General features: G+C 35.3%; 20 protein-coding genes. 10 read left to right on the forward strand and 10 right to left on the reverse strand.

What is annotated here, in order from left to right:
• Nucleotides 1-147: 147 nt before the first annotated feature.
• Nucleotides 148-549 (reverse strand): hypothetical protein, encoded by a 402-nt coding sequence (locus HZI73_RS05320; protein WP_212697218.1) that lies wholly within the window; start codon nt 547-549, stop codon nt 148-150.
• Between the two features lie 498 nt (nt 550-1,047).
• On the opposite strand from HZI73_RS05320, the gene HZI73_RS05325 reads away from it, so the two are divergent.
• From HZI73_RS05325 to yihA, 6 genes are all read left to right on the forward strand, one after another.
• Nucleotides 1,048-1,239 (forward strand): alpha/beta-type small acid-soluble spore protein, encoded by a 192-nt coding sequence (locus HZI73_RS05325; protein ID WP_212697219.1) that lies wholly within the window; start codon nt 1,048-1,050, stop codon nt 1,237-1,239.
• A gap of 491 nt (nt 1,240-1,730) precedes the next feature.
• Nucleotides 1,731-3,017: a trigger factor gene (tig, locus tag HZI73_RS05330; protein ID WP_212697220.1), complete on the forward strand. Its 1,287-nt coding sequence runs from the start codon at nt 1,731-1,733 to the stop codon at nt 3,015-3,017.
• A gap of 49 nt (nt 3,018-3,066) precedes the next feature.
• Complete coding sequence (gene clpP / locus HZI73_RS05335) at nt 3,067-3,648, forward strand: ATP-dependent Clp endopeptidase proteolytic subunit ClpP (protein ID WP_212697221.1); 582 nt, start codon at nt 3,067-3,069, stop codon at nt 3,646-3,648.
• Nucleotides 3,649-3,666: 18 nt separating this feature from the next.
• Complete coding sequence (gene clpX / locus HZI73_RS05340; protein ID WP_212697222.1) at nt 3,667-4,971, forward strand: ATP-dependent Clp protease ATP-binding subunit ClpX; 1,305 nt, start codon at nt 3,667-3,669, stop codon at nt 4,969-4,971.
• A gap of 208 nt (nt 4,972-5,179) precedes the next feature.
• A complete protein-coding gene (gene lon / locus HZI73_RS05345; protein WP_212697223.1) occupies nt 5,180-7,507 on the forward strand; it encodes an endopeptidase La in 2,328 nt (775 codons plus the stop codon).
• A gap of 76 nt (nt 7,508-7,583) precedes the next feature.
• Nucleotides 7,584-8,174 carry a ribosome biogenesis GTP-binding protein YihA/YsxC gene (yihA, locus tag HZI73_RS05350; protein WP_212697224.1) on the forward strand — a complete coding sequence of 197 codons (591 nt, stop codon included), beginning with the start codon at nt 7,584-7,586 and terminating at the stop codon, nt 8,172-8,174.
• Between the two features lie 63 nt (nt 8,175-8,237).
• On the opposite strand, the gene HZI73_RS05355 is transcribed toward yihA, so the two are convergent.
• The 6 genes from HZI73_RS05355 to HZI73_RS05380 form a co-directional block, all read right to left on the reverse strand.
• Nucleotides 8,238-8,762, reverse strand: coding sequence for a DUF4364 family protein (locus HZI73_RS05355; protein ID WP_212697225.1), 525 nt, complete (start codon nt 8,760-8,762; stop codon nt 8,238-8,240).
• A 181-nt stretch (nt 8,763-8,943) separates the two neighbouring features.
• Entirely contained in the window at nt 8,944-9,909 is a 966-nt protein-coding gene (locus HZI73_RS05360) for a TIGR01212 family radical SAM protein (protein WP_212697226.1), read from the reverse strand.
• Nucleotides 9,890-10,348 carry a hypothetical protein gene (locus HZI73_RS05365; RefSeq protein ID WP_212697227.1) on the reverse strand — a complete coding sequence of 153 codons (459 nt, stop codon included), beginning with the start codon at nt 10,346-10,348 and terminating at the stop codon, nt 9,890-9,892. Before HZI73_RS05365 ends, HZI73_RS05360 begins: the two co-directional genes overlap by 20 nt.
• A gap of 206 nt (nt 10,349-10,554) precedes the next feature.
• Nucleotides 10,555-11,193, reverse strand: coding sequence for an SdpI family protein (locus tag HZI73_RS05370; protein WP_212697228.1), 639 nt, complete (start codon nt 11,191-11,193; stop codon nt 10,555-10,557).
• Nucleotides 11,180-11,458, reverse strand: a complete 279-nt coding sequence (locus HZI73_RS05375) for an autorepressor SdpR family transcription factor (protein ID WP_212697229.1) — start codon at nt 11,456-11,458, stop codon at nt 11,180-11,182. The genes HZI73_RS05370 and HZI73_RS05375 overlap by 14 nt, the downstream gene beginning before the upstream one ends.
• A gap of 229 nt (nt 11,459-11,687) precedes the next feature.
• Nucleotides 11,688-12,845: an NAD(P)-dependent malic enzyme gene (locus HZI73_RS05380; protein WP_212697230.1), complete on the reverse strand. Its 1,158-nt coding sequence runs from the start codon at nt 12,843-12,845 to the stop codon at nt 11,688-11,690.
• A 257-nt stretch (nt 12,846-13,102) separates the two neighbouring features.
• Between HZI73_RS05380 and glpK the strand changes: the two genes are divergently transcribed.
• The gene (gene glpK / locus HZI73_RS05385) at nt 13,103-14,596 is read left to right on the forward strand and encodes a glycerol kinase GlpK (protein WP_212697231.1); all 1,494 of its coding nucleotides are present in this window, start codon (nt 13,103-13,105) and stop codon (nt 14,594-14,596) included.
• 264 nt (nt 14,597-14,860) lie between these two features.
• Here glpK and HZI73_RS05390 read toward each other — a convergent pair whose 3' ends face one another.
• Entirely contained in the window at nt 14,861-15,931 is a 1,071-nt protein-coding gene (locus tag HZI73_RS05390) for an HD-GYP domain-containing protein (RefSeq protein WP_212697232.1), read from the reverse strand.
• A gap of 194 nt (nt 15,932-16,125) precedes the next feature.
• On the opposite strand from HZI73_RS05390, the gene HZI73_RS05395 reads away from it, so the two are divergent.
• From HZI73_RS05395 to HZI73_RS05405, 3 genes are all read left to right on the forward strand, one after another.
• Complete coding sequence (locus HZI73_RS05395) at nt 16,126-16,308, forward strand: hypothetical protein (RefSeq protein ID WP_212697233.1); 183 nt, start codon at nt 16,126-16,128, stop codon at nt 16,306-16,308.
• A 216-nt stretch (nt 16,309-16,524) separates the two neighbouring features.
• Nucleotides 16,525-17,691, forward strand: coding sequence for a class I SAM-dependent methyltransferase (locus tag HZI73_RS05400; protein ID WP_212697234.1), 1,167 nt, complete (start codon nt 16,525-16,527; stop codon nt 17,689-17,691).
• A gap of 261 nt (nt 17,692-17,952) precedes the next feature.
• Entirely contained in the window at nt 17,953-18,474 is a 522-nt protein-coding gene (locus tag HZI73_RS05405) for a peroxiredoxin (protein WP_212697235.1), read from the forward strand.
• A 163-nt stretch (nt 18,475-18,637) separates the two neighbouring features.
• Here the strand turns inward: HZI73_RS05405 and HZI73_RS05410 are convergent, their stop codons facing one another.
• Both HZI73_RS05410 and HZI73_RS05415 read right to left on the reverse strand, forming a co-directional pair.
• Entirely contained in the window at nt 18,638-19,867 is a 1,230-nt protein-coding gene (locus tag HZI73_RS05410) for a hypothetical protein (protein ID WP_212697236.1), read from the reverse strand.
• A 4-nt stretch (nt 19,868-19,871) separates the two neighbouring features.
• Nucleotides 19,872-20,387 (reverse strand): sigma-70 family RNA polymerase sigma factor, encoded by a 516-nt coding sequence (locus HZI73_RS05415; RefSeq protein ID WP_212697237.1) that lies wholly within the window; start codon nt 20,385-20,387, stop codon nt 19,872-19,874.
• Between the last annotated feature and the right edge of the window lie 270 nt (nt 20,388-20,657).

The raw sequence follows: 20,657 nt of genomic DNA on the forward strand, positions 1-20,657 counted from the left end.
AGACTAATTATTTGACAATATTATAAGAAATAATACATTATTCTTATAAGTTTTGATAAAACCCTCTATAAATAGAGGGTTTTATGTAAAAATATAGGCTAATTGACATATAATATACTTCAAAATGAAATATATTATAAATTATAACTATAATATTATGTAAGAAAACAATTCGTTCAAATTATCTGTCGTAATGGCATCTATGCGAGCTTTCTCAGTAGCTTCTAATACATGATTATATGGTATCTGATAGATATAAGAGATGTCTAGGGGGCTGTAGGCATTAGGCATTTTCCTACTGATTTCTCTTGAAAAGAGTTGACATATATCACTGCTACCGTTACACATAATAATAAAAAAGCTATGCTTAGAAATGTAATCCAGTTCATGAAGACGCATGATTTGATCAATCTCTGAACGCGTTATGTCGAGTAAGTTTTCTACTTCAATTGGATCAATATCACTTTTTTCGTGCGTCTTTAAAAACAAATCTATCTCTTGGAGTTTCGGTGATAGATAGGTCTTAAAGTAGTCTAAATAGGTACTCATACATAACCTCCTGTAATGATTTAAATAATAGGTATTATAAGTTATGATGGATCCATCATTATATTAAGTTAAACCTAAGACCATTTAGATCTGTCTAACTTAATATAATAATGTAATCATAGGAATCAAATACGGTATAAAACATATTTGATTCAGCAGCCGACTATGGCCGGTTACCATGGTGAATGATAACATAATAGTCTATTCATATTAGTTATATAAATTGAGCAGTATTTATATAAACCTAATACACATAATAATAGTAGTCATGTCCTTTGACTAAAACTTCCTATGGAAAAAGGCATAACCTTTTTTCCTAGATAAATGTGCAGATACAAAAAAAATAATGTTCAGAGGATATCTGCACTTACCTACTAAAATAAATTATAGCGCATTTTAAGGTTAAAATCATATGTAATTAATGGTTGAAAAAATGGTTACAACTACCATAGTATTTTTTTGATTATTACTAATACTATCATTACGGAGGTGATATATATGGCATACAACAAGCAAGCTAAAGAAGCTCTTGACAAATTCAAGTATGAAATCGCTAGTGAGATAGGTGTTAACCTTAAACAAGGTTATAATGGTGAATTAACTTCAGCACAAGCAGGTTCCGTAGGTGGAGAAATGGTTAAGAGAATGATCGAAAGACAAGAGCAAACTATGTCTGGTGGTTCTTATTAATAATTTCACAAGTACAAACGTTTAAAATCCTAGAAGCATTTCTGGGATTTTTTTCATGTGTTCTGTGACGGGTTTAAGAAGTTAGGTTGGTTTATTATTTTAGGTTTTCATGAAAGCTGCTTTATTAATTATAAGTTAAATCATATATTGTACATACTGAATATGTAATTTTTGGAAAACGTATGCATACTATGTATAAAACCTATTAATCCAATCGATACTTTAAAGAGGTATATGTGATACTATCCGTCATTGAAAATGCATATAAAAATAGGAAAATATCCATAAAATCAGTATAAAATTATACGTAAAAAAATGTAGATTTCTTATAACCTCTATGGTATAATATACAAATGGTTAAATAGGGATAGTTATGCCCTTTTATAATATAAAACTACCATTATGATTAAAAAAAGCAACTTTGGTTGCTTAAAATATCAAAGATTTGAAAGCATGGCTTTCAATGAATATTTAAGGAGGAACATTATATAATGAACGTAAATGTAGAAACACTAGAAAAAAGCATGGTGAAATTAACCATTGAAGTTGATGCTGAACGCTTTGAAGAAGGCATGAAGCATGCATATAACAAGAACAAAGGGAAAATTACAGTGCCAGGTTTTAGAAAAGGTAAAGTACCTCGTCAATTAATTGAAAAGACTTATGGCGCAGAGATTTTCTATGAAGATGCTGCGAATTACATAATCCCAGTGGCTTATGATCAGGCAGTAGAAGACAATAATCTTCAAGTGGTATCAAGACCAGATGTTGATGTACAACAAGTAGAAAAAGGTAAAGCGATGATCTTTACAGCTGAAGTCGCTGTTAAGCCAGAGGTGACACTTGGCGACTACAAAGGCTTAGAAGTTGAAAAAGTTAATGTAGAAGTAACAGACGAAGATATTCAAGCTGATATTGATAAAGTAAGAGAGCAAAATTCAAGACTTGTAACCATAACAGACCGTGCAGTAGAAGACAATGATCAAGTAGTCATTGACTTTGAAGGATTTGTTGATGGGGAACCCTTTGAAGGTGGAAAAGGTGAAGACTATCCATTAACCATTGGTTCACATTCATTCATTGATAATTTTGAAGAACAATTAATTGGAAAAAATATTGATGAAGAGTTAGAAGTAAATGTGACATTCCCAGAAGAGTACCAAAGTGAAGCGTTACAAGGTAAACCAGCGATGTTCAAAGTTAAAATTAAAGAAATCAAATTCAAAGAGCTTCCAGAAGTGGATGATGAATTTGCAAAAGATGTTTCAGAATTTGATACATTAGATGAATATAAGGCTGATATTAAGGCAAAACTTTTAGAGCAGAAAGAAAAGACAGCCAAGACAGAAAAACAAGAAGCAGTACTCGAAAAAGCCATTGAAAATGCAACAATGGAAATAGCAGATCCGATGATTGATATGCAAACAGAAAACATGACACAAGATTTTGCGCAGCGTATGCAGCAACAAGGTTTGACACTAGAGCAATATTTCCAGTTTACAGGGCAGAACATGGCGACATTAAAAGATAGCATGAAAGTAGAAGCTGAGAAGAGAATTAAGTCTAGATTAGTACTTGAAGCTATTGTAGGGGCAGAAGCCATAGATGTTTCTGATGATGAATTAAAAGAAGAATTAGAAAAAATGGCTAAAATGTACAACATGTCATATGATGAGTTAGCAGAAAAAATGAATGACGATTATAGAGATTCTATTCGTGATGATATCAAGAATCAGAAAGCCCTTGACTTCATTGTAGAGCAGGCAAAAGAAGTGTAATAATAAGTAAACCTAATGCGTAAGATAAAAGATAGAGGAGGAAAATAGAATGAGTTTGGTACCATATATAATTGAACAAACCAGTAGAGGGGAACGATCCTACGATATATTTTCTAGACTATTAAAAGATAGAATAATATTCTTAGGAGAAGAAGTGACAGAAGCAACAGCCAGTGTTGTTGTTGCCCAATTACTATTCTTAGAAGCCGATGATCCAGACAAAGACATTCATCTCTATATTAATAGTCCAGGTGGATCTGTTACAGCAGGATTGGCTATATATGATACAATGCAATACATTAAGCCAGATGTATCCACCATATGTGTGGGTATGGCAGCTAGTATGGGTGCCGTGTTACTCTCAGGAGGAGAAAAAGGCAAAAGATTTGCTTTACCGAATGCTGAGGTTATGATACATCAACCTCTTGGAGGGGCACAAGGTCAGGCATCAGATATTCGTATTCATGCTGAACGTATTATTGAATCAAGAAAAAAATTAAATCAGATGTTAAGCGACAATACAGGTCAGCCAATAGAAGTAATAGAAAAAGATACTGATCGCGATAACTTCATGACAGCTGAGGCGGCTATGAAGTATGGTCTTATTGATAAAGTATTTGAAAAAAGGTAGCCGAAAGTAGGTGAAACCATGGCTAATAAATATGATGATAAAAAACAATTAAGATGTTCATTTTGCCATAAGACTCAGGACCAAGTTAGAAAATTAATTGCTGGACCTAATGTATATATTTGTGATGAATGTATTGAATTATGTGCTGAGATAATTGAAGAAGAATTCCAAGATTATAAAGAAGTTGGCGAACTTGAAAATGTACCGAAACCCATCGAAATTAAATCCTTCTTAGATGAGTATGTCATTGGACAAGAAGATGCTAAAAAGACATTGGCAGTAGCGGTATATAATCATTATAAACGTATACGAAGCGATTTTAAAACAGAAGATATTGAACTTCAAAAAAGTAATATACTCATGGTTGGACCAACAGGTTCAGGTAAAACATACATGGCTCAAACATTAGCTAAAATGTTGGGGGTGCCATTTGCCATAGCAGATGCTACATCACTAACAGAAGCTGGTTATGTTGGGGAAGACGTTGAGAATATCTTATTACGTTTGATTCAAGCTGCTGATTTTGATATTGAAAAGGCAGAACAAGGCATCATCTATATTGATGAAATTGACAAAATAGCTAGGAAATCGGATAACCCATCCATTACAAGAGATGTGAGTGGAGAAGGTGTTCAGCAAGCATTATTAAAGATATTAGAAGGTACTGTTGCATCTGTACCACCACAAGGTGGAAGAAAACATCCACATCAAGAATTTATACAGATTGATACAACAAATATCTTATTTATTTGTGCAGGTGCTTTTGATGGTCTTGAAAAGATTATTGGACAACGTGTAGGCGATAAATCCTTAGGATTTGGTGCGAAGGTTGTTAGTAAAAAGGATCAGCAAGTGGGTGATACTCTCAAAGCCTTGTTACCACAAGACCTTATTCGTTTTGGGCTTATTCCAGAGTTTGTTGGGCGTATACCTGTTAATGTAACCCTTAATAATTTAACAGAGGATGCATTGGTGGATATCCTTATCAAACCAAAGAATTCACTGGTTAAGCAATATAAGACACTCTTTGATATGGATCAAGTGGCATTGGAATTTGAAGAAGATGCGCTCATATCCATTGCGAAGAAATCACTTGCCAGAAAAACAGGGGCAAGGGGTCTACGAGCAATCTTAGAAGAGATTATGACAGAAGTCATGTTTGAAATCCCTTCAAATGATAAAATTGAAAAATGTGTCATTACAAAAGATGCTGTTGAGCATAAAGAAAAACCTCAACTTGTGCTTAATGAAAATATTCAATCTCTAAAAAAACCAGTAGCAAAAAAGCGGACGAAACGCAAAAATGAAGATGAAACAGCTTAGGAATAAGGTGTCCTTATTAATTCCCCCTGCTTTGTAGGGGGAATTATTTGTTTATCTTATAAGAAAGTTCTGGTATAGGAAACACCCATGAATGCATTTACACAGGGTATGATCACTGTTTATTTTCAGTACACTTTTTTGTGATATAAGATACCAAGATATAGAAAGTTTTAAGCAATATTAATGATAAATAAAGGAGAGATACATAATGGATGATACGATAATGCACATTCCTTTATTAGCTCTACGAGGTATTAATGTACTACCCAACACAATTATTCATTTTGACGTAAAACGAAAAAAATCCATTAATGCTTTAGAAGAAGCTATGACCAATGAGCAGCTGGTATTTTTAGTGGCTCAAAAGGACCCAAAAGAAGAAAAAATAGTGACTGATGATCTATACACTTTTGGTACCATTTCAAAGATTAAGCAGTTAATTAAACTGCCTGGTAATATCATAAGAGTATTGGTAGAAGGTATGGAGCGAGGAGAAATACAGAGCTTCGTCACAGAGGAGCCTTTTATTATAGCAGTTGTTGATAAACGAAGTCATCAGGCCAGTGGCGGCAGTAAAGAAGAAGAGGAAGCCCTTTTACGTGTTACATTTAAGTGTTTAGAAGACTATTCTAAGGTGAACCCTCAATATTCAACGGAGACCATAAAAAACATGCTGGCTATAAAAGATATTGGTAAATTAGCAGACAGTATTGCCTCCAATATTAACATTCCTCTTGAAAGCAAACAAATGATTCTAAGTGAAGTGGATCAAGTGGAACGGTTAAAGCTTACCATTGCTATCCTTAAAAATGAAACAGAACTCAGTCGTATTGAAAAAGATATTCAAGTACAGGTCAAACAGAAGATTGATAAAAACCAAAAGGAATATTTCTTAAGAGAACAATTAAAAGTCATACAAGATGAATTAGGAGACAAGCACGGTATTGGTGAAGAAATTGCAGGGTATATGGGTCAGTTAACCAAATTAAAAGCCCCAAAAAAGGTCAAAGATAAGATTGAAAAAGAAATTGGCCGTATTAAAAAAATCCCCAATGGTTCATCAGAAGGTGTTGTTGTAAGAAATTATATTGAGTGCCTCTTAGAATTACCTTGGAATAAAACAACCAAAGAATCAAAAGACATGATCAAGGCAGAGGAAATACTTGAACAAGACCACTACGGTCTTAAGAAAGTAAAAGAAAGGATTCTAGAGCATCTTGCAGTTAGAAAATTATCCAGTAAAACCAATAGCCCTATCCTTTGCTTAGTTGGCCCTCCAGGTACAGGAAAAACATCCATAGCAAAGTCCATAGCAACAGCTCTAAATCGTAAATATGTTCGGATATCCCTTGGTGGTGTTCGGGATGAAGCAGAGATTCGAGGACATCGTCGTACCTATATCGGTGCTATGCCTGGTCGTATTGTGAACGGGCTCAAACAAGCAGGTTCAAGCAATCCACTGATGCTATTTGATGAAATTGATAAAATGAGCACGGATTTTAGAGGAGACCCTTCATCAGCACTATTAGAAGTATTGGACGCGGAGCAGAACAATAAGTTTCGGGATCACTATATTGAGTTACCCGTTGATTTATCAGATGTTTTGTTTATTGCCACAGCTAATTCTGTGCAGACCATACCAAGGCCTCTATTGGATCGATTAGAGCTCATTCCTGTTACAAGCTATACAGAAAATGAAAAAATGCATATAGCCGCAGAACATCTTATTGAGAAACAAAAAGAAAAACATGGATTAAAGGAAGAACAATTAACCTTCAGTCAAAATGCACTGAAAAAAATTATCAATGCTTACACGAAAGAAGCCGGTGTACGTAGCCTGGAAAGAAAACTAGGCGAAATATGTCGTAAGGCCGCTAAAGAAGTCTTAACCAATGTGAAATCATCCATTAAAATAACGGAGCAAAACCTTGAGAAGTATTTGGGTATACCCATGTATACCTTTGATCGTATCGCAGAGGAATCTCAAATTGGTGTTGTAAGGGGATTAGCTTGGACGGCTGTTGGTGGGGATACCTTATCCATTGAAGTGAATACCATGAAAGGAACAGGTAAATTCGAACTAACAGGTCAACTAGGGGATGTCATGAAAGAATCTGCAAAAGCTGGAATTAGCTATATTCGTTCAAGAGCTCATGAACTGGGCATTGATGAAGCGTTCTATAAAAATACAGATATCCACATTCATATCCCAGAAGGGGCTGTACCCAAGGATGGACCATCAGCTGGTATAACCATGGCCACAGCTATGATATCCGCTTTAACCAATAAGCCGATAAAAAATGACGTAGGGATGACCGGTGAAATTACCCTAAGAGGGCGTGTGCTTCCTATTGGTGGTCTAAAAGAAAAACTATTGGCAGCCAAACGAGCAGGTATCACAAAAGTGTTGTTACCAATCGATAATAAAAAGACCATGTCAGAAGTGGATAAAGAAATCACAAGAGGATTGAGCATTATCTATGTGAGCCATATGGAAGAAGTATTAGAACATGCGGTGGTTGTGGATAAGGAATAGAATAAAACTTGATGCTGTTGATAAGTTTATAAGCAGTAAATTAATCTAAGTGTAACAAGAGAGGTAGGTACGAATTATGAACGTTAATCATGTTAATCTAGAAGTAGTATCTGGTAATGCCTCCCAGTTTCCTGATAGTGGTCTGATTGAAGTTGCCTTTGCAGGTAAATCCAATGTTGGCAAATCATCCCTCATTAATGCCCTCATCAACCGAAAATCACTAGCAAGAACATCTTCACAACCAGGTAAAACACAGACCATTAATTTTTACAATGTGGAGGAAAAGCTTTATTTTGTCGATTTGCCAGGGTATGGCTATGCAAAAGTATCGAAGAAAGAAAGAGAAAGATGGGGAAAATTCATTGAAGAGTACCTCCATAAACGTGAGCAATTAAAGCATATCATCTTGTTAGTGGACATACGTCACGAACCAGGAAAAAACGATATCATGCTGTATGATTGGATGGTTTACAATGGATTTGAACCACTGGTTATAGCAACGAAACTTGATAAGATAAAGAGAAGCCAGATACAAAAACACGTGAGTGTCATTAAGAAAACATTAGGTGTAGAAGACATCCATAATATCATACCTTTTTCAGCCACAACAAAACAAGGTAAAGATAAAATATGGGAAGTGCTTGATAGCCTTATTGACCCATCATAATATGAAAAATAGAGGCTGTCCCATACAAGTAATGTCACTGCTTGAATGGGATAGCCTCTATTATTATTTCAATAATTCGTTTAAAATTTTACTGTATATCTCATGGGAGTTATTTTTCCAATTCTCCGAGATACGTAAAGCATGTTCTTTGGATACCACATTAATCTTTAAATCCATTAAAAGGTCTTTTTTCTCTTTGGCAACACAATTAACCGTGTACTCACCATTCTTTTTGGGGTAGTACTCAACGGTTATTTCAAAATCATTGCGCAGCTCTAATTTCTTATCCTTGAGAAAGTCAATTATTTCCTCGCGAATACTTTCAGGTATTCGATTTTCGAAGTATTCCAGGGTTTGTTTACCGCTGTCTGTTACAGAATAGCGTGTGGAGTGATGAATAACTTTCGTTGCTAAGAGTTCTGTCTCCACAAGTTCTGAGAAGTACTGCTGCAAAGAAAAATAATTGGTATACTCATGGGCTAAGATAAACTCCGATATCTGCGTGTAAGACATGGGAATATTTAATTGATCAATCATATATAAAATGATTAGCTTATTAACACTTAGTTCGTGATTTGACCCCTTCATAAAAATCCTCCTCTAAACCACTTTTGTAAACAAGATAACGACAAGTAGTGAGTTGTTCCAGTTAGACCACAATATATAGTGGTATCTATTATATCGAATACTTCATATGGTTTCGTTACAACTATTCTATATGAAAAAGAGAAAATAAACAAGAGTTAATTTACAATAACTTTCTACCGGACTAATTTCGTAAAGGCTCGGCAAAGGATTCTACAGGTGTGTTAGAAGCATATAATCGACCTTGATAAGCATGACGTAGGCGAAATGCTTTTAAGGTCTCATTTAGGACCATACGCTTGTTAGCACTCCACTTAGGGGCAATTAATAAAGACTTTGGTCCATCGCCAGTTATGCGGTGAATGACCATCCTTGGTGGTAAGCGCTCAATGTAATCAATGAGTAGGTTGATATACTCATGTTGGGTTAGGATATGAAAGTTCTCCTTAAGATAATAATCCCCAAGGTCTGTATGCTTTAGGACATGAAGGAGTTGTAGCTTCACACCTTGTACAGGTTGGTTAGCTATGTAGTCAATGGTTTCTAGCATGTGTTGGGGCGTTTCATGGGGTAGTCCCAATATAAGATGAACAACCACATCGATATAGACATGTTTTAATTGATGAACAGCCTTTTCAAAACATGCAAGGTCATAACCCCGACGAATAAAGGCGGCAGACTCAGGGTGAATGGTTTGAAGACCTAACTCTACCCAAATTTTTTTCTTGGTCTGCATACCTGCTAACAAGGTTATAACCTGGTCATCTAAACAATCGGGCCTTGTAGCAATGGATAAGCCGACAATATCTGGATGGGAGAGTGCTTCTTTGTAGGTTTTTTCAAGATGTGTGAGGGAACCATAGGTGTTGGTATAAGCCTGAAAATAGGCAATATACTTATGGCCTGTTTTCTTAGAAGCCAACCGTCTTTTGCCTTCTTCAATTTGATCGTATATGGATAAGGATGGGGATGATGCAAAATCACCAGACCCACCCTCACTACAGAATATACAACCTCTTGTATCCAGTTTTCCATCACGATTTGGGCATGTAAAGCCCCCATTAATGGCTATTTTATAGACTTTTTCCCCATACAGTTCTTTTAAATAGTGATTAAGTGAATGATAGGGTTTATCTCCCCAATAATTCATAAGGTGTGCCACTTCCTTCTGATCTTTCTTTTTCTTTTGTAGAGCGAATTTTTTTACACAAGGCCACTAATTGACGCCACTCTGCTTCTGTTGATATATTTTTAACCATTTCAATGAACTCCAGTTTTATATTAAACAAAACGTTTTGTTTTACAATGGTCTCATCACCATATTTGACATTGAGAATCTTAGATATGACATTAATTGTATCATCTGGTAAGCTTCCAGGCAAGTAGGAATAGATACTGTCCAAAATCTTTTCTATGGCGTCATACTGTTTTTCAAAAGGATTACCTTTATAATGTTCAATGTAATGATTGAGGGATTGTATATCAAAAAAAATAACATTGTCAATGTCGGAGTAATCGTAATTAATGAGTACATCTCTGAATTGATTGAGTTTATTTTCTAGTTCAATTTCGCTTATGATGTCTGTCATATAATTCACCCTTTTATTTTTGTCTATATAGATAATATATGCGAGAGCCATTGAAATAAACAAACAAAAAAAACCACTTTTTTTAATTTCTTCATAAGAAAAAGAAAAAGTGGGACAATACATGGTATGGAAATATTTCATTGTTTAAAACGCAAAATTTTCAAATGAAAACATGTACGTGTACATACAATCATGACGGATTGTATTTATTTGGATTTTTGGCTTTTAGCATAGAGTAAATAAGAATACACATAGAGATAGCCAATACTGATAAACATAAGGATTAAAAGAACGGTGATAGCCGTTTCACTTCTGATTAAACCACTTATAATAAAAAGAAGACCATCAATCATAAACACATAACCACCGATATAGTGGGTTTTCTTCCAATTATCCTCATCAGCTAAAGCCCAGGGTGTTTTAATACCTACAAAATAGTTATGACGAAATTGTGGCATATAATTACCCATAATGATAAATAATACACCAATACCTACAGGAACGATCAGATCAATATTAAGGTTTGCTCCCAGGGAAATAGCAATAACTGTCCAATTGATTAAAATAAGAAATAAAGTTGTGAAAAAAATAATTTTGGAATAGGCTGGACCATGCTTTTTGTAATTATCTCTACGAGGATCAATATGCGGTAACACTTTTTTTAGGACAGCCAGTGCAAGTGGTAGAGCACCAATAATAAGCACCATGTATTTAGGATCATAGCGGTCCACTTCACCACGCATATTCCAATGCATTGGCACTTGTTCCGGTAATCGATTGTAAATGATGAATGTACCTATAAGGGATAAAAGTGACAGTATAATCACCATGTTATTTTTTTTCATGGGAATCATCCTTTCCAGTAAAATCATAGAACCATTTTATAATGGATTGAAATGATGTGGTATTAAGGGAATAGATAATATTTTGACCTTGACGCTCCGTAAAAACAAGCTTGGAGTTTTTTAATATATTCAAATGATGGCTGATAGAGGGTTTACTAATATTGAAAGAATCCGCTATATCGCCAGCAGTCATATCGCGTTCATATAATAATTCTAAGATCCTTCTACGCGTTGGATCAGATAAAGCTTTAAAAACATCATTCATGGTATCACTCCTGTGTCATAGCTTTTATTTATCTACTTTTGAGAATGAAAGAGAAAGCTATTACAACGTATTTAGACGACTATCTAAATATACTACTTTTAATATAATATAACGTAGGATGAATGTCAACTATAGAAAGTTGACATACCATTTAATCATACTCTATTAGATGTTTATTTTTTTAATCCCGTGGTCAGTTAATGTCAAACAGAAGCTACATATGAAATGTTTAATGTTTTTTATTGACCAAAATAACGGCTTCAGCCACACGATCCGATACACCTTCATCAAAAGGTTTTGGTAATATATATTCTTCTGAAATGGCATCATCAGGTACCATAGAAGCGATAGCATAGGCAGCAGCAAGCTTCATTTCCTCTGTAATTTGCTTAGCACGACAGGCAAGAGCACCACGAAAGATACCAGGAAAAGCTAGGACATTATTCACTTGGTTAGGAAAATCAGAGCGACCTGTACCCATAACCCTTACACCTGCTTCTTTGGCTAAGTCTGGCATAATCTCGGGAACGGGATTAGCCATGGCGAATACAATGGCATCTGGATGCATGGTAGAAACCATCTCTTCTGTCACAATACCTGGTGCAGACACGCCAATAAAGATATCAGCATCCACAAGTGCATCTGCCAATGAGCCTCTATCCTGAGACGGGTTTGTTATCCGGGCAATTTCCTCTTGAGCCCAATTCATGTTAGGTGCACCTTCATATAATATACCACTCTTATCACACATGAGCACGTTTTTGAAGCCTTCTTCAAGCATGAGTTTGCATGTAGCAATACCTGCTGAACCAGCCCCGTTAATGACCACTTTACAATGTTCGGCTTTTTTATCCACAAGTTTTAACCCATTAATGACGCCAGCCAATACCACGATGGCAGTTCCGTGTTGGTCATCATGAAAAACAGGTATATCCAAGGTCTCTTTTAAGCGTTTCTCAATTTCAAAGCATCGGGGAGCGGCAATATCTTCTAAGTTAATACCCCCAAAGGTAGGAGCGAGATAGGTTACGGTTTTAATGATTGCTTCAGTATCTGTTGTATCAAGGCATATGGGGATGGCATTGACGCCAGCAAATTCCTTAAATAGAACAGCTTTTCCTTCCATAACAGGCAGGGCAGCTTCAGGGCCAATATCACCTAGACCCAATACAGCTGTACCATCGGAGATAACCGCAACTGTATTGCCTTTGAAGGTGTATTTGTACACATCTTCTTTATGTTCATGTATGCGACGGCAAGGTTCTGCAACACCTGGGGTATAAGCGATGGATAGAGCATCTTTATTATCAACTTTTGACTTGGCAACGATTTCTAACTTTCCTTGCCACTTTTCATGTAAAACAAGGGATTTTTCATTTATATTCATATTATCCACACCACCTATTCATGTAATGAACAGCCTTTCGATTTCCTTAGTGATAATCATATAACACATGTGAAAATATATCAAGATAAAATCATGAAAAATGTTGCTAACATCATAGGATTATATTATCCTATAATTAGGTGAAAAAGGAAGTTATTTGACATATCCTAATACATCCGACATAGACATGATATACCACTTTACAGATAGACATCAGCGTTATAGGGTAACGTACGTAATGAAGGAGGAAGGTTACAATGGAAAAAAAATATGTCATGGCGTTGGATCAAGGAACAACCAGCTGTAGAGCCATCCTATTTGATAAAAAAGGTGAAGTCGTAGAAGTGGCTCAGAAAGAATTTGGTCAGATTTATCCAAAGCCAGGTTGGGTGGAACATGATGCCATGGAAATTTGGGGTACTCAGAGCGGTGTTATGCGAGAAGTGTTAGAAAAAGCAGGCATTCATGTTAACCAAGTAGCATCTATTGGCATTACCAATCAAAGAGAAACAACGGTTGTATGGGACAAGCATACAGGGAAACCTATCTATAACGCCATTGTTTGGCAATCAAGGCAGACAGCCGATATATGTGAGGTATTAAAAGAAAAAGGGTTAGAAAACTATATACGCGAGCATACAGGGCTAGTCATTGATGCTTATTTTTCAGGGACAAAAATTAAGTGGATTTTAGAACATGTGGAAGGTGCTAGAGAAAAAGCTGCTCAAGGAGACTTACTATTTGGTACCATGGATACGTGGCTGATCTGGAACATGACGAGAGGAGCAGTCCATGTGACAGATTACTCCAATGCGGCAAGAACCATGTTGTATGATATTCATCAATTGGAATGGGACAACTATTTATTAGAGGCGTTGGATATCCCATTGTCCATGATGCCGCAGGTTAAGCCTTCAAGCTATATTTATGGTTATACCCATGAGAAAACATTAGGTGGAGCTAACATTCCTATTGCAGGTGCAGCAGGAGACCAACAAGCGGCATTGTTTGGTCAAGGCTGTTTTGAGCCTGGTATGGTTAAAAATACATATGGTACAGGTAGTTTTATTCTCATGAATACAGGTGACCAAGGTATTTTCTCTAAGAAAGGTCTATTAACGACCATCGCTTGGGGAATAGGTGATAAGATTACGTACGCTTTAGAGGGAAGTATATTCATTGCAGGTGCTTCTATTCAATGGTTAAGAGACGAAATGCGTTTGATTTTTTCATCGGATGAAAGTGAGTATTTTGCAAATAAAGTAACTGATTCTGGTGGGGTCTACGTGGTGCCAGCATTTTCAGGATTAGGTGCTCCTTATTGGGATATGTACGCTAGAGGAGCTATATTAGGTTTAACAAGAGGTACCAATCGCAATCATATTATTAGGGCCACATTAGAATCCATAGGCTATCAATCAAGAGATGTTATCGATGCTATGGTGGAAGATGCACACATTCAACTCAATCGGTTAAGAGTTGATGGGGGGGCTTCAGCTAACAGTTTCTTACTGCAATTTCAAGCAGATATATTGGGTGTAACCGTGGACCGGCCTAAGGTGATTGAAACAACCGCATTAGGGGCAGCCTATTTGGCAGGGTTGGCAGTTGGTTTCTACGATATGCATGAATTAAAACAAAGCGGGCAGTTGGAACAATCATTTGAACCCATGATGGAAGCATCTGTACGGGAAAAAAAATACAAAGGCTGGCAGAAGGCAGTATCAAGAGCTATGGATTGGGAAGAATAGTACACATAAAGATAGACAGTAAAATAACCACATGTCACCATGTGGTTATTTTGATGAGGGGAGTATAAATAATTAATAAGGGGTTATATAGTGTATATGATATGCATTGCTACATAATAAGAAGGGTAAACAACACAATCATATATTCACATTATAGTATATATTTTATAGGATTTCAACAAAAAAATTAAATTTTTATTAAAAAAATGATAAAAACATTAATTTTTGAGGACGAAACCTATAAAACATGGGCTTTCAGCCACTTTACATAATTTCTTCAATCTCTAGGTTATCCTGGTCTTTAAGGTCAATAATGTCAGAATCTACGTTGATGATGGGCTTAGAGGGGATTGAGGGATGTATAAAAATAATGGTACCTTCTTTACCATTGGTTAGACGCACTCTTCGATGAAGATAATTATAGGCAATATGCTCTAGAAAGACAAAGAGATATTCTGTGTCCAATAGTCCATAAGACTCTTGTTCAAAAAGTCGAATAACCTTGAAGGGTGATGTTTTTTCATGGTAGGAACGAACCGATGTCATGGCATCATAGATATCTGCAATGGTAATTATTTTAGCAAAGGGATGAATTTGTTTATCTTGTAGACCAAGGGGGTATCCAGAACCGTCACTTTTTTCATGATGCATGAGTATACCCAGTTTAATGCTTTCTGATAAGGGAAGATGTTGGATGATATGATAGCCTAGCTCTGAATGTTTTTTAATAATTGAGAATTCATGATCCGTGAGTTTGCCAGGTTTATTGATGATGGCTTGATCAATTGAGAGCTTGCCAATATCATGTAATAGACCAGCAATGGTTAGTTCTCTGATTTTTTCATGATGAAAGCCCAGCCACTGTCCAAAAATATAACATAGCATGGATACATTAAGGGAATGGGAATAGGTGTACTCATCCATACTCCTTAAATGATTCAAGTAATTAAATAACTCACTTTTAGTTTTTAAAACTTTTAATAAATCATGGCTTAATTCAAATAACGCGTCCATATCAACAGAACCACCATTCCCAATATGGTTAAGCTGTGATACCACTTCTTCTTTTTTTAAGTCATAGCGGTACTTAAAGTGGTTAAATTTTTCTGTGAAGGCTTCTTGGTCGTCTGTAAGATCAAAATATGTACGTTTAGGCGAGTAATCTTTGATATCCACACTTAAAATTTGATATAGATTGAGTTTAAAAATATGATTTTGAGTCATTTCCGTATGGGCAGGAATTAGCAAAAGTCCATTATGTGTAACGACATCTTTAGCTAATGCCATACCCACTTGGATATTATGAATGCTGATTCTCTTAATGGCATAGTTCATATTAAAACCCTCTTTCAATGTGAATGTATACTTACCCATATTATACCAAAAAAAACGTAGAGATTAAACAAAATATGACATTTATTTTAGCTATATACCTTTACCGTATAAGAAATCTTAATAGTGAATGAATGTATAAAATATAAAGTTTAACACATAATACTACTGTAAAATTAGAAAAGGAGGAACTTCTTATGGCTAAGTCAAGAAAAAACAAAGGTAACAAAAGTGGTAGTATGCAAGACAACTACAGCAGTAATACAGAATTTAGCAAAGAGTTATCCGATAATCATGAGAATAACATGAAGGATAATATGCAAAACAACCATACACAAGACAACATGCAAAATAATGAAGACATGAACAACTGTAGATAATAATTGAAAAACAGTTGATGACTTCATATGCAGTGATTGACATCAAACATTCAGACACACGTTTATGATAAGTCTATTATTTTCTAAGGCATACTTAGAGAGTAATAGGCTTATTCTATTAGAGCAAGAATTTATGCTACCTTATAAGGGAAATAAAAAGTCCTAGCAGCTACTCGTGGTATTCGGTATAATAAGAGAGAAAGGGTGATAGAGACAATGGAAAAGCTATTGCAATTAATAGGTGAATCGATTTCACAGCATAAGGTTCGTCAAATTATATTAAGTAAAGTAAGGAAAAAGGATGAAGAGGCTTTTCAAAAAGTAATTATAAAGCCTGTCAATATAAAGGGACAAGTGATGTACCAGTTTTGTTACCAATATCCCAAAAAAGTATCTCATATCAATCTGGAAGGGCTTAAAGCCATAGATGCTTGTGCAGAACTCGTTCAAGATTACTTTCGACAAGTAAATATCTTTACCACTGAGGCAGATTATCAAGGGATGATTAGTAAGAAAGGGAAGGTGCATCTGCAAAAAAAACCGCCAACGTGTCAAGAAATTGATACAGCTCATAATCGCACGAAGCATTATCTTTTATCTGAGGATACACCTTATGATTTTTTGGTTAAGTTAGGTGTGATGAATAAAGAGGGTAAAGTGTTGGCTCAGCGGTATGACAAATTTAAGCAATTAAATCGCTTCTTAGAAATGGTTGCCGACTGCATGGCTTACCTTCCAAAAGATAGAACACTACATATCATTGACTTTGGGTGTGGTAAATCCTATCTGACATTTGCATTGTATCATTATCTGGTGAAACAACAGGGGTTAGCTGTTAAGATTACAGGACTGGATTTAAAAAAGGATGTGATACAGTTTTGCAATAAGATGGCTAGAGAGCTCAGTTATGAGGGACTTACCTTTATACATGGTGATATTCAGGATTTTGAAGGTGAAGATAAAGTGGATATGGTGGTAACCCTTCATGCCTGTGATACGGCCACAGATGCTGCACTAGCTAAAGCTGTGGGATGGGAAGCCAAGGTTATCTTATCTGTTCCCTGCTGCCAGCATGAATTATTGACACAGGTCCATCATCCTATTATGAAGCCCATGGAGAAACATGGTATTATTAAAGAAAAGTTATCCAGCCTTATTACCGACAGTGTCCGTGGTAATATCTTAGAAATTATGGGGTACAGTGTTCAGATGTTAGAATTTATTGATATGGAACATACACCTAAAAATATTCTTATTCGGGCTTTTAAAAAAGACAATTACAGTCAAGAAGCGGTTAAAACCTACAAAGCATTTAAAGATTTTTGGTCCATAGAACCTTATCTTGAAAAGGCAATGGGTGAAGCATTAGCCAGCAGACTATAAGACCATCCATACAGTTTATTTTCATTCTTTCCCTCAGTGTTATTTCCAGTATACTCACTTGTGAAATCTGCCGTCCAACAGCAGTAGCAAGCGTCGTATTTGGTATGAAAAAATAATAATGAATTGTAAATGATAATAGTTATTATTTACAATTCGTTATTGATGTGTTATAATCCTTAATATAAAAGACACGACAGGATGAGAATATTTTACAGAAAAACGTAAATACTTTTATAAAACACGTACAAGGAGGATTTATACATGGAAAGAATTGTAGGTAAAAAGGCGCCTGACTTTAAAATGGCAACAGCACTAGGTGATGGAACAGATTTTGGAAGCGTGGCATTAGATGACTATAAAGGAAAATGGTTGGTGTTATTTTTCTATCCACTAGATTTTACATTTGTTTGCCCCACAGAAATTACAGGCTACAGCAAGAAGTATGAGGACTTTACAAAGTTGGGCGCAGATGTACTAGCTGTTAGTATCGATAGTCAATATTCACATCAAGCATGGATTAATGGTACACTCGGTCAGATTGCCTTTCCAATAGCATCTGATATGACCAAATCCGTATCCAATGATTATGGTGTATTACTTGAAGAAGAAGGTATAGCACTACGAGGTTTATTTATCGTTGATCCAGAAGGTGTTATTCGTTATTCTGTTATACATGACCTGAATGTAGGACGTTCAGTTGATGAAACATTACGTGTACTGCAAGCGTTACAAGCAGGAGGGTTATGCCCCGTTGATTGGACACCTGGTGAGAACATGTTATAGAACAATGACTTATTAAATAGGATTAAGCTGTCCTAAATTGGGATAGCTTTTTTTGTGTTGTTATAGTCAGATATAACTTTATATGTCTCAGCCTAGCCCTTACCATTGGTAAGGGCTGTACTACTAATGACCTGTGGAAGTCGTTTTCAATGATGGCTGAGCATTAAGGTAAGTCGAAGTTAAATGCAAGATATTCATTGGTATGCATAGAATACATATTAAAAATTAACGTATCATCGTTGGGCATGAGAAGGTCGTCTTTGGTATAGATTATTGTTACCCTATTATCACCTACCGGATACCCACCACTATCATTAGACCACGGAGCACTTAGAGAAAAATGGCCATTATTTTCAATAAAATATGTTATTTTATAACCTTTTCGTCCTTTTGAAGCGTTAGTCATTTCCATATAGTCATCAGGAATACCCCTTAAATCATTGGATATTTCTAAGATATTTATAGTCGGCAATCCCTCTATCTCAACAACTTTATCCAAGGATAAAGTACCTTTGTTTTTAGGATTGGGTAAATGGATGGTGATACCATCAGCAAATGGTTTGGGAAAACTTTTTGAAAGTATGCCGCCTCTAATACCGACTATTTCTTCTTGAGTTGGTTCTAATAGCTCATATTCATTCAAAAGACTTCCTTTTGGTATGGCTAAATGTTCTTGATTCTTTGAATCCACCAAGTAAATATCCCTTATTTCATAATCAACATGATCGTATTTTTTAAAGCCATCCATGATAAGTGCAAAATTTTTGTAATCCTTTGATAGTGGTATCATATGTAAATTATAATGATCTTCCTTATATGTAATGATGTTTGAAATGGGTTTAGGTTTAACAAGATCAATGGTTATCTTTTCATCATTAATAGATAATGTAAAGTCTTTTGAGTTTTTAACATTACGGTAATAACCTTCTAAAGTAGTGTATGTATCAGTTTTATTATCAGCTGTTTGCTGGATAGCGTGTTCACCTTCAATCCTTTTACTTGTAGTGCTTATACCGTTTTCGATTTGTATGTCACCACAACAGATTAGGTTAACCTGATTTAACTCGATACTACTTTTATGTTTAATTCGGTAATAGACAGTATCTTTATAACGATAGAAGGCTTGAATGGTATAGTTATCTTTGATGATTGGGTTTTCCAATATGCCGTATGCATCCATTTCATCCTCGTTTATGACGATACCATAAAAAACATTGTAAAAGAATGCTTTCGTCATCCCATATAGTGGACGAGCATTGACTATGAGTAGAACACATAAAAAACAGGCTAGTACACCTATTAGTCTTTTCTTAAAACGAAATGGCGTACTATTGGATTCTAAAAGGGCTATATGTGTCTCATCAATGTATGCTCTAATTGATTTTTTATCCATAAATTTATACCTCCCAGCCTTCAATACCATGTTTCTTTAATAGTTTAATCAGTTTCTTCTTTAATCGATGAACTTTTATTCTAGTATAACCCTCCGTTAACTTCATGGCTTTAGCAATATCAGCATTAGCATATTCGTATACATATTTATACTTAAACAATTGCTTCTCACTATAATTGAGCATTTTAATAACCTTTTCAAGGATGTCTCGCATGTAGTCACTATTGGTATCCTTGACTAATATATCATCTGTAAATAATACGGTCTTATTCTTTTGCAATTTTTTTCTATAATTTAATGCCCTAGACCTGGATAGTATAGAGACATAGTTTTTTATGCTGCTTTTATTGGCATCATAGCGATCGTATTTTTTTATAATCTCAAGCATAATATCATTAACACACTCCTCCACATCTTCTTTTGAACCAACACCTTTTAGAATATTACTGACGATAAAACAAGATAATTTTTTATGTGTATTATAAAATGTTACCTGTTCAATGGCATTTATTTTATTCACCCCACTTGCATCTCCATCTCTTCCAGTCAATGAGAATAGCTATTCAATGAATAATACAATGAAAACAAAAGCATTGTTATCATATACCGTTAAAAATGTATGCTTATTTTGTAAGCGTATACTTTCCTAACGAAACACTTACTTCCAAGATGTGACGTAGTTCCTTTGTTTTATCATTATGACATAATCATTGAAAAAAATCTTAAGAGATTAAATAAAATAGTGGTATAGGTATTGGATTTAAAAAAGTTTTCATATATACTTGACTGT

The sequence above is a fragment of the Vallitalea pronyensis genome (assembly GCF_018141445.1).
In the GTDB taxonomy this organism is placed as follows: Bacteria; Bacillota; Clostridia; order Lachnospirales; family Vallitaleaceae; genus Vallitalea; species Vallitalea pronyensis.

What these genes read in the sequence shown, in the direction of transcription:
- HZI73_RS05320 (WP_212697218.1), bottom strand. Translation starts at nt 549, where the DNA reads ATGAGTACCTATTTAGACTACTTTAAGACCTATCTATCACCGAAACTC.
- glpK (WP_212697231.1), top strand. Translation starts at nt 13,103, where the DNA reads ATGGAAAAAAAATATGTCATGGCGTTGGATCAAGGAACAACCAGCTGT.
- HZI73_RS05360 (WP_212697226.1), bottom strand. Translation starts at nt 9,909, where the DNA reads ATGAATTATTGGGGAGATAAACCCTATCATTCACTTAATCACTATTTA.
- HZI73_RS05355 (WP_212697225.1), bottom strand. Translation starts at nt 8,762, where the DNA reads ATGAAGGGGTCAAATCACGAACTAAGTGTTAATAAGCTAATCATTTTA.
- HZI73_RS05405 (WP_212697235.1), top strand. Translation starts at nt 17,953, where the DNA reads ATGGAAAGAATTGTAGGTAAAAAGGCGCCTGACTTTAAAATGGCAACA.
- HZI73_RS05365 (WP_212697227.1), bottom strand. Translation starts at nt 10,348, where the DNA reads ATGACAGACATCATAAGCGAAATTGAACTAGAAAATAAACTCAATCAA.
- HZI73_RS05390 (WP_212697232.1), bottom strand. Translation starts at nt 15,931, where the DNA reads ATGAACTATGCCATTAAGAGAATCAGCATTCATAATATCCAAGTGGGT.
- HZI73_RS05370 (WP_212697228.1), bottom strand. Translation starts at nt 11,193, where the DNA reads ATGAAAAAAAATAACATGGTGATTATACTGTCACTTTTATCCCTTATA.
- lon (WP_212697223.1), top strand. Translation starts at nt 5,180, where the DNA reads ATGGATGATACGATAATGCACATTCCTTTATTAGCTCTACGAGGTATT.
- HZI73_RS05395 (WP_212697233.1), top strand. Translation starts at nt 16,126, where the DNA reads ATGGCTAAGTCAAGAAAAAACAAAGGTAACAAAAGTGGTAGTATGCAA.
- tig (WP_212697220.1), top strand. Translation starts at nt 1,731, where the DNA reads ATGAACGTAAATGTAGAAACACTAGAAAAAAGCATGGTGAAATTAACC.
- HZI73_RS05400 (WP_212697234.1), top strand. Translation starts at nt 16,525, where the DNA reads ATGGAAAAGCTATTGCAATTAATAGGTGAATCGATTTCACAGCATAAG.
- yihA (WP_212697224.1), top strand. Translation starts at nt 7,584, where the DNA reads ATGAACGTTAATCATGTTAATCTAGAAGTAGTATCTGGTAATGCCTCC.
- HZI73_RS05410 (WP_212697236.1), bottom strand. Translation starts at nt 19,867, where the DNA reads ATGGATAAAAAATCAATTAGAGCATACATTGATGAGACACATATAGCC.
- HZI73_RS05380 (WP_212697230.1), bottom strand. Translation starts at nt 12,845, where the DNA reads ATGAATATAAATGAAAAATCCCTTGTTTTACATGAAAAGTGGCAAGGA.
- clpP (WP_212697221.1), top strand. Translation starts at nt 3,067, where the DNA reads ATGAGTTTGGTACCATATATAATTGAACAAACCAGTAGAGGGGAACGA.
- HZI73_RS05325 (WP_212697219.1), top strand. Translation starts at nt 1,048, where the DNA reads ATGGCATACAACAAGCAAGCTAAAGAAGCTCTTGACAAATTCAAGTAT.
- HZI73_RS05375 (WP_212697229.1), bottom strand. Translation starts at nt 11,458, where the DNA reads ATGAATGATGTTTTTAAAGCTTTATCTGATCCAACGCGTAGAAGGATC.
- clpX (WP_212697222.1), top strand. Translation starts at nt 3,667, where the DNA reads ATGGCTAATAAATATGATGATAAAAAACAATTAAGATGTTCATTTTGC.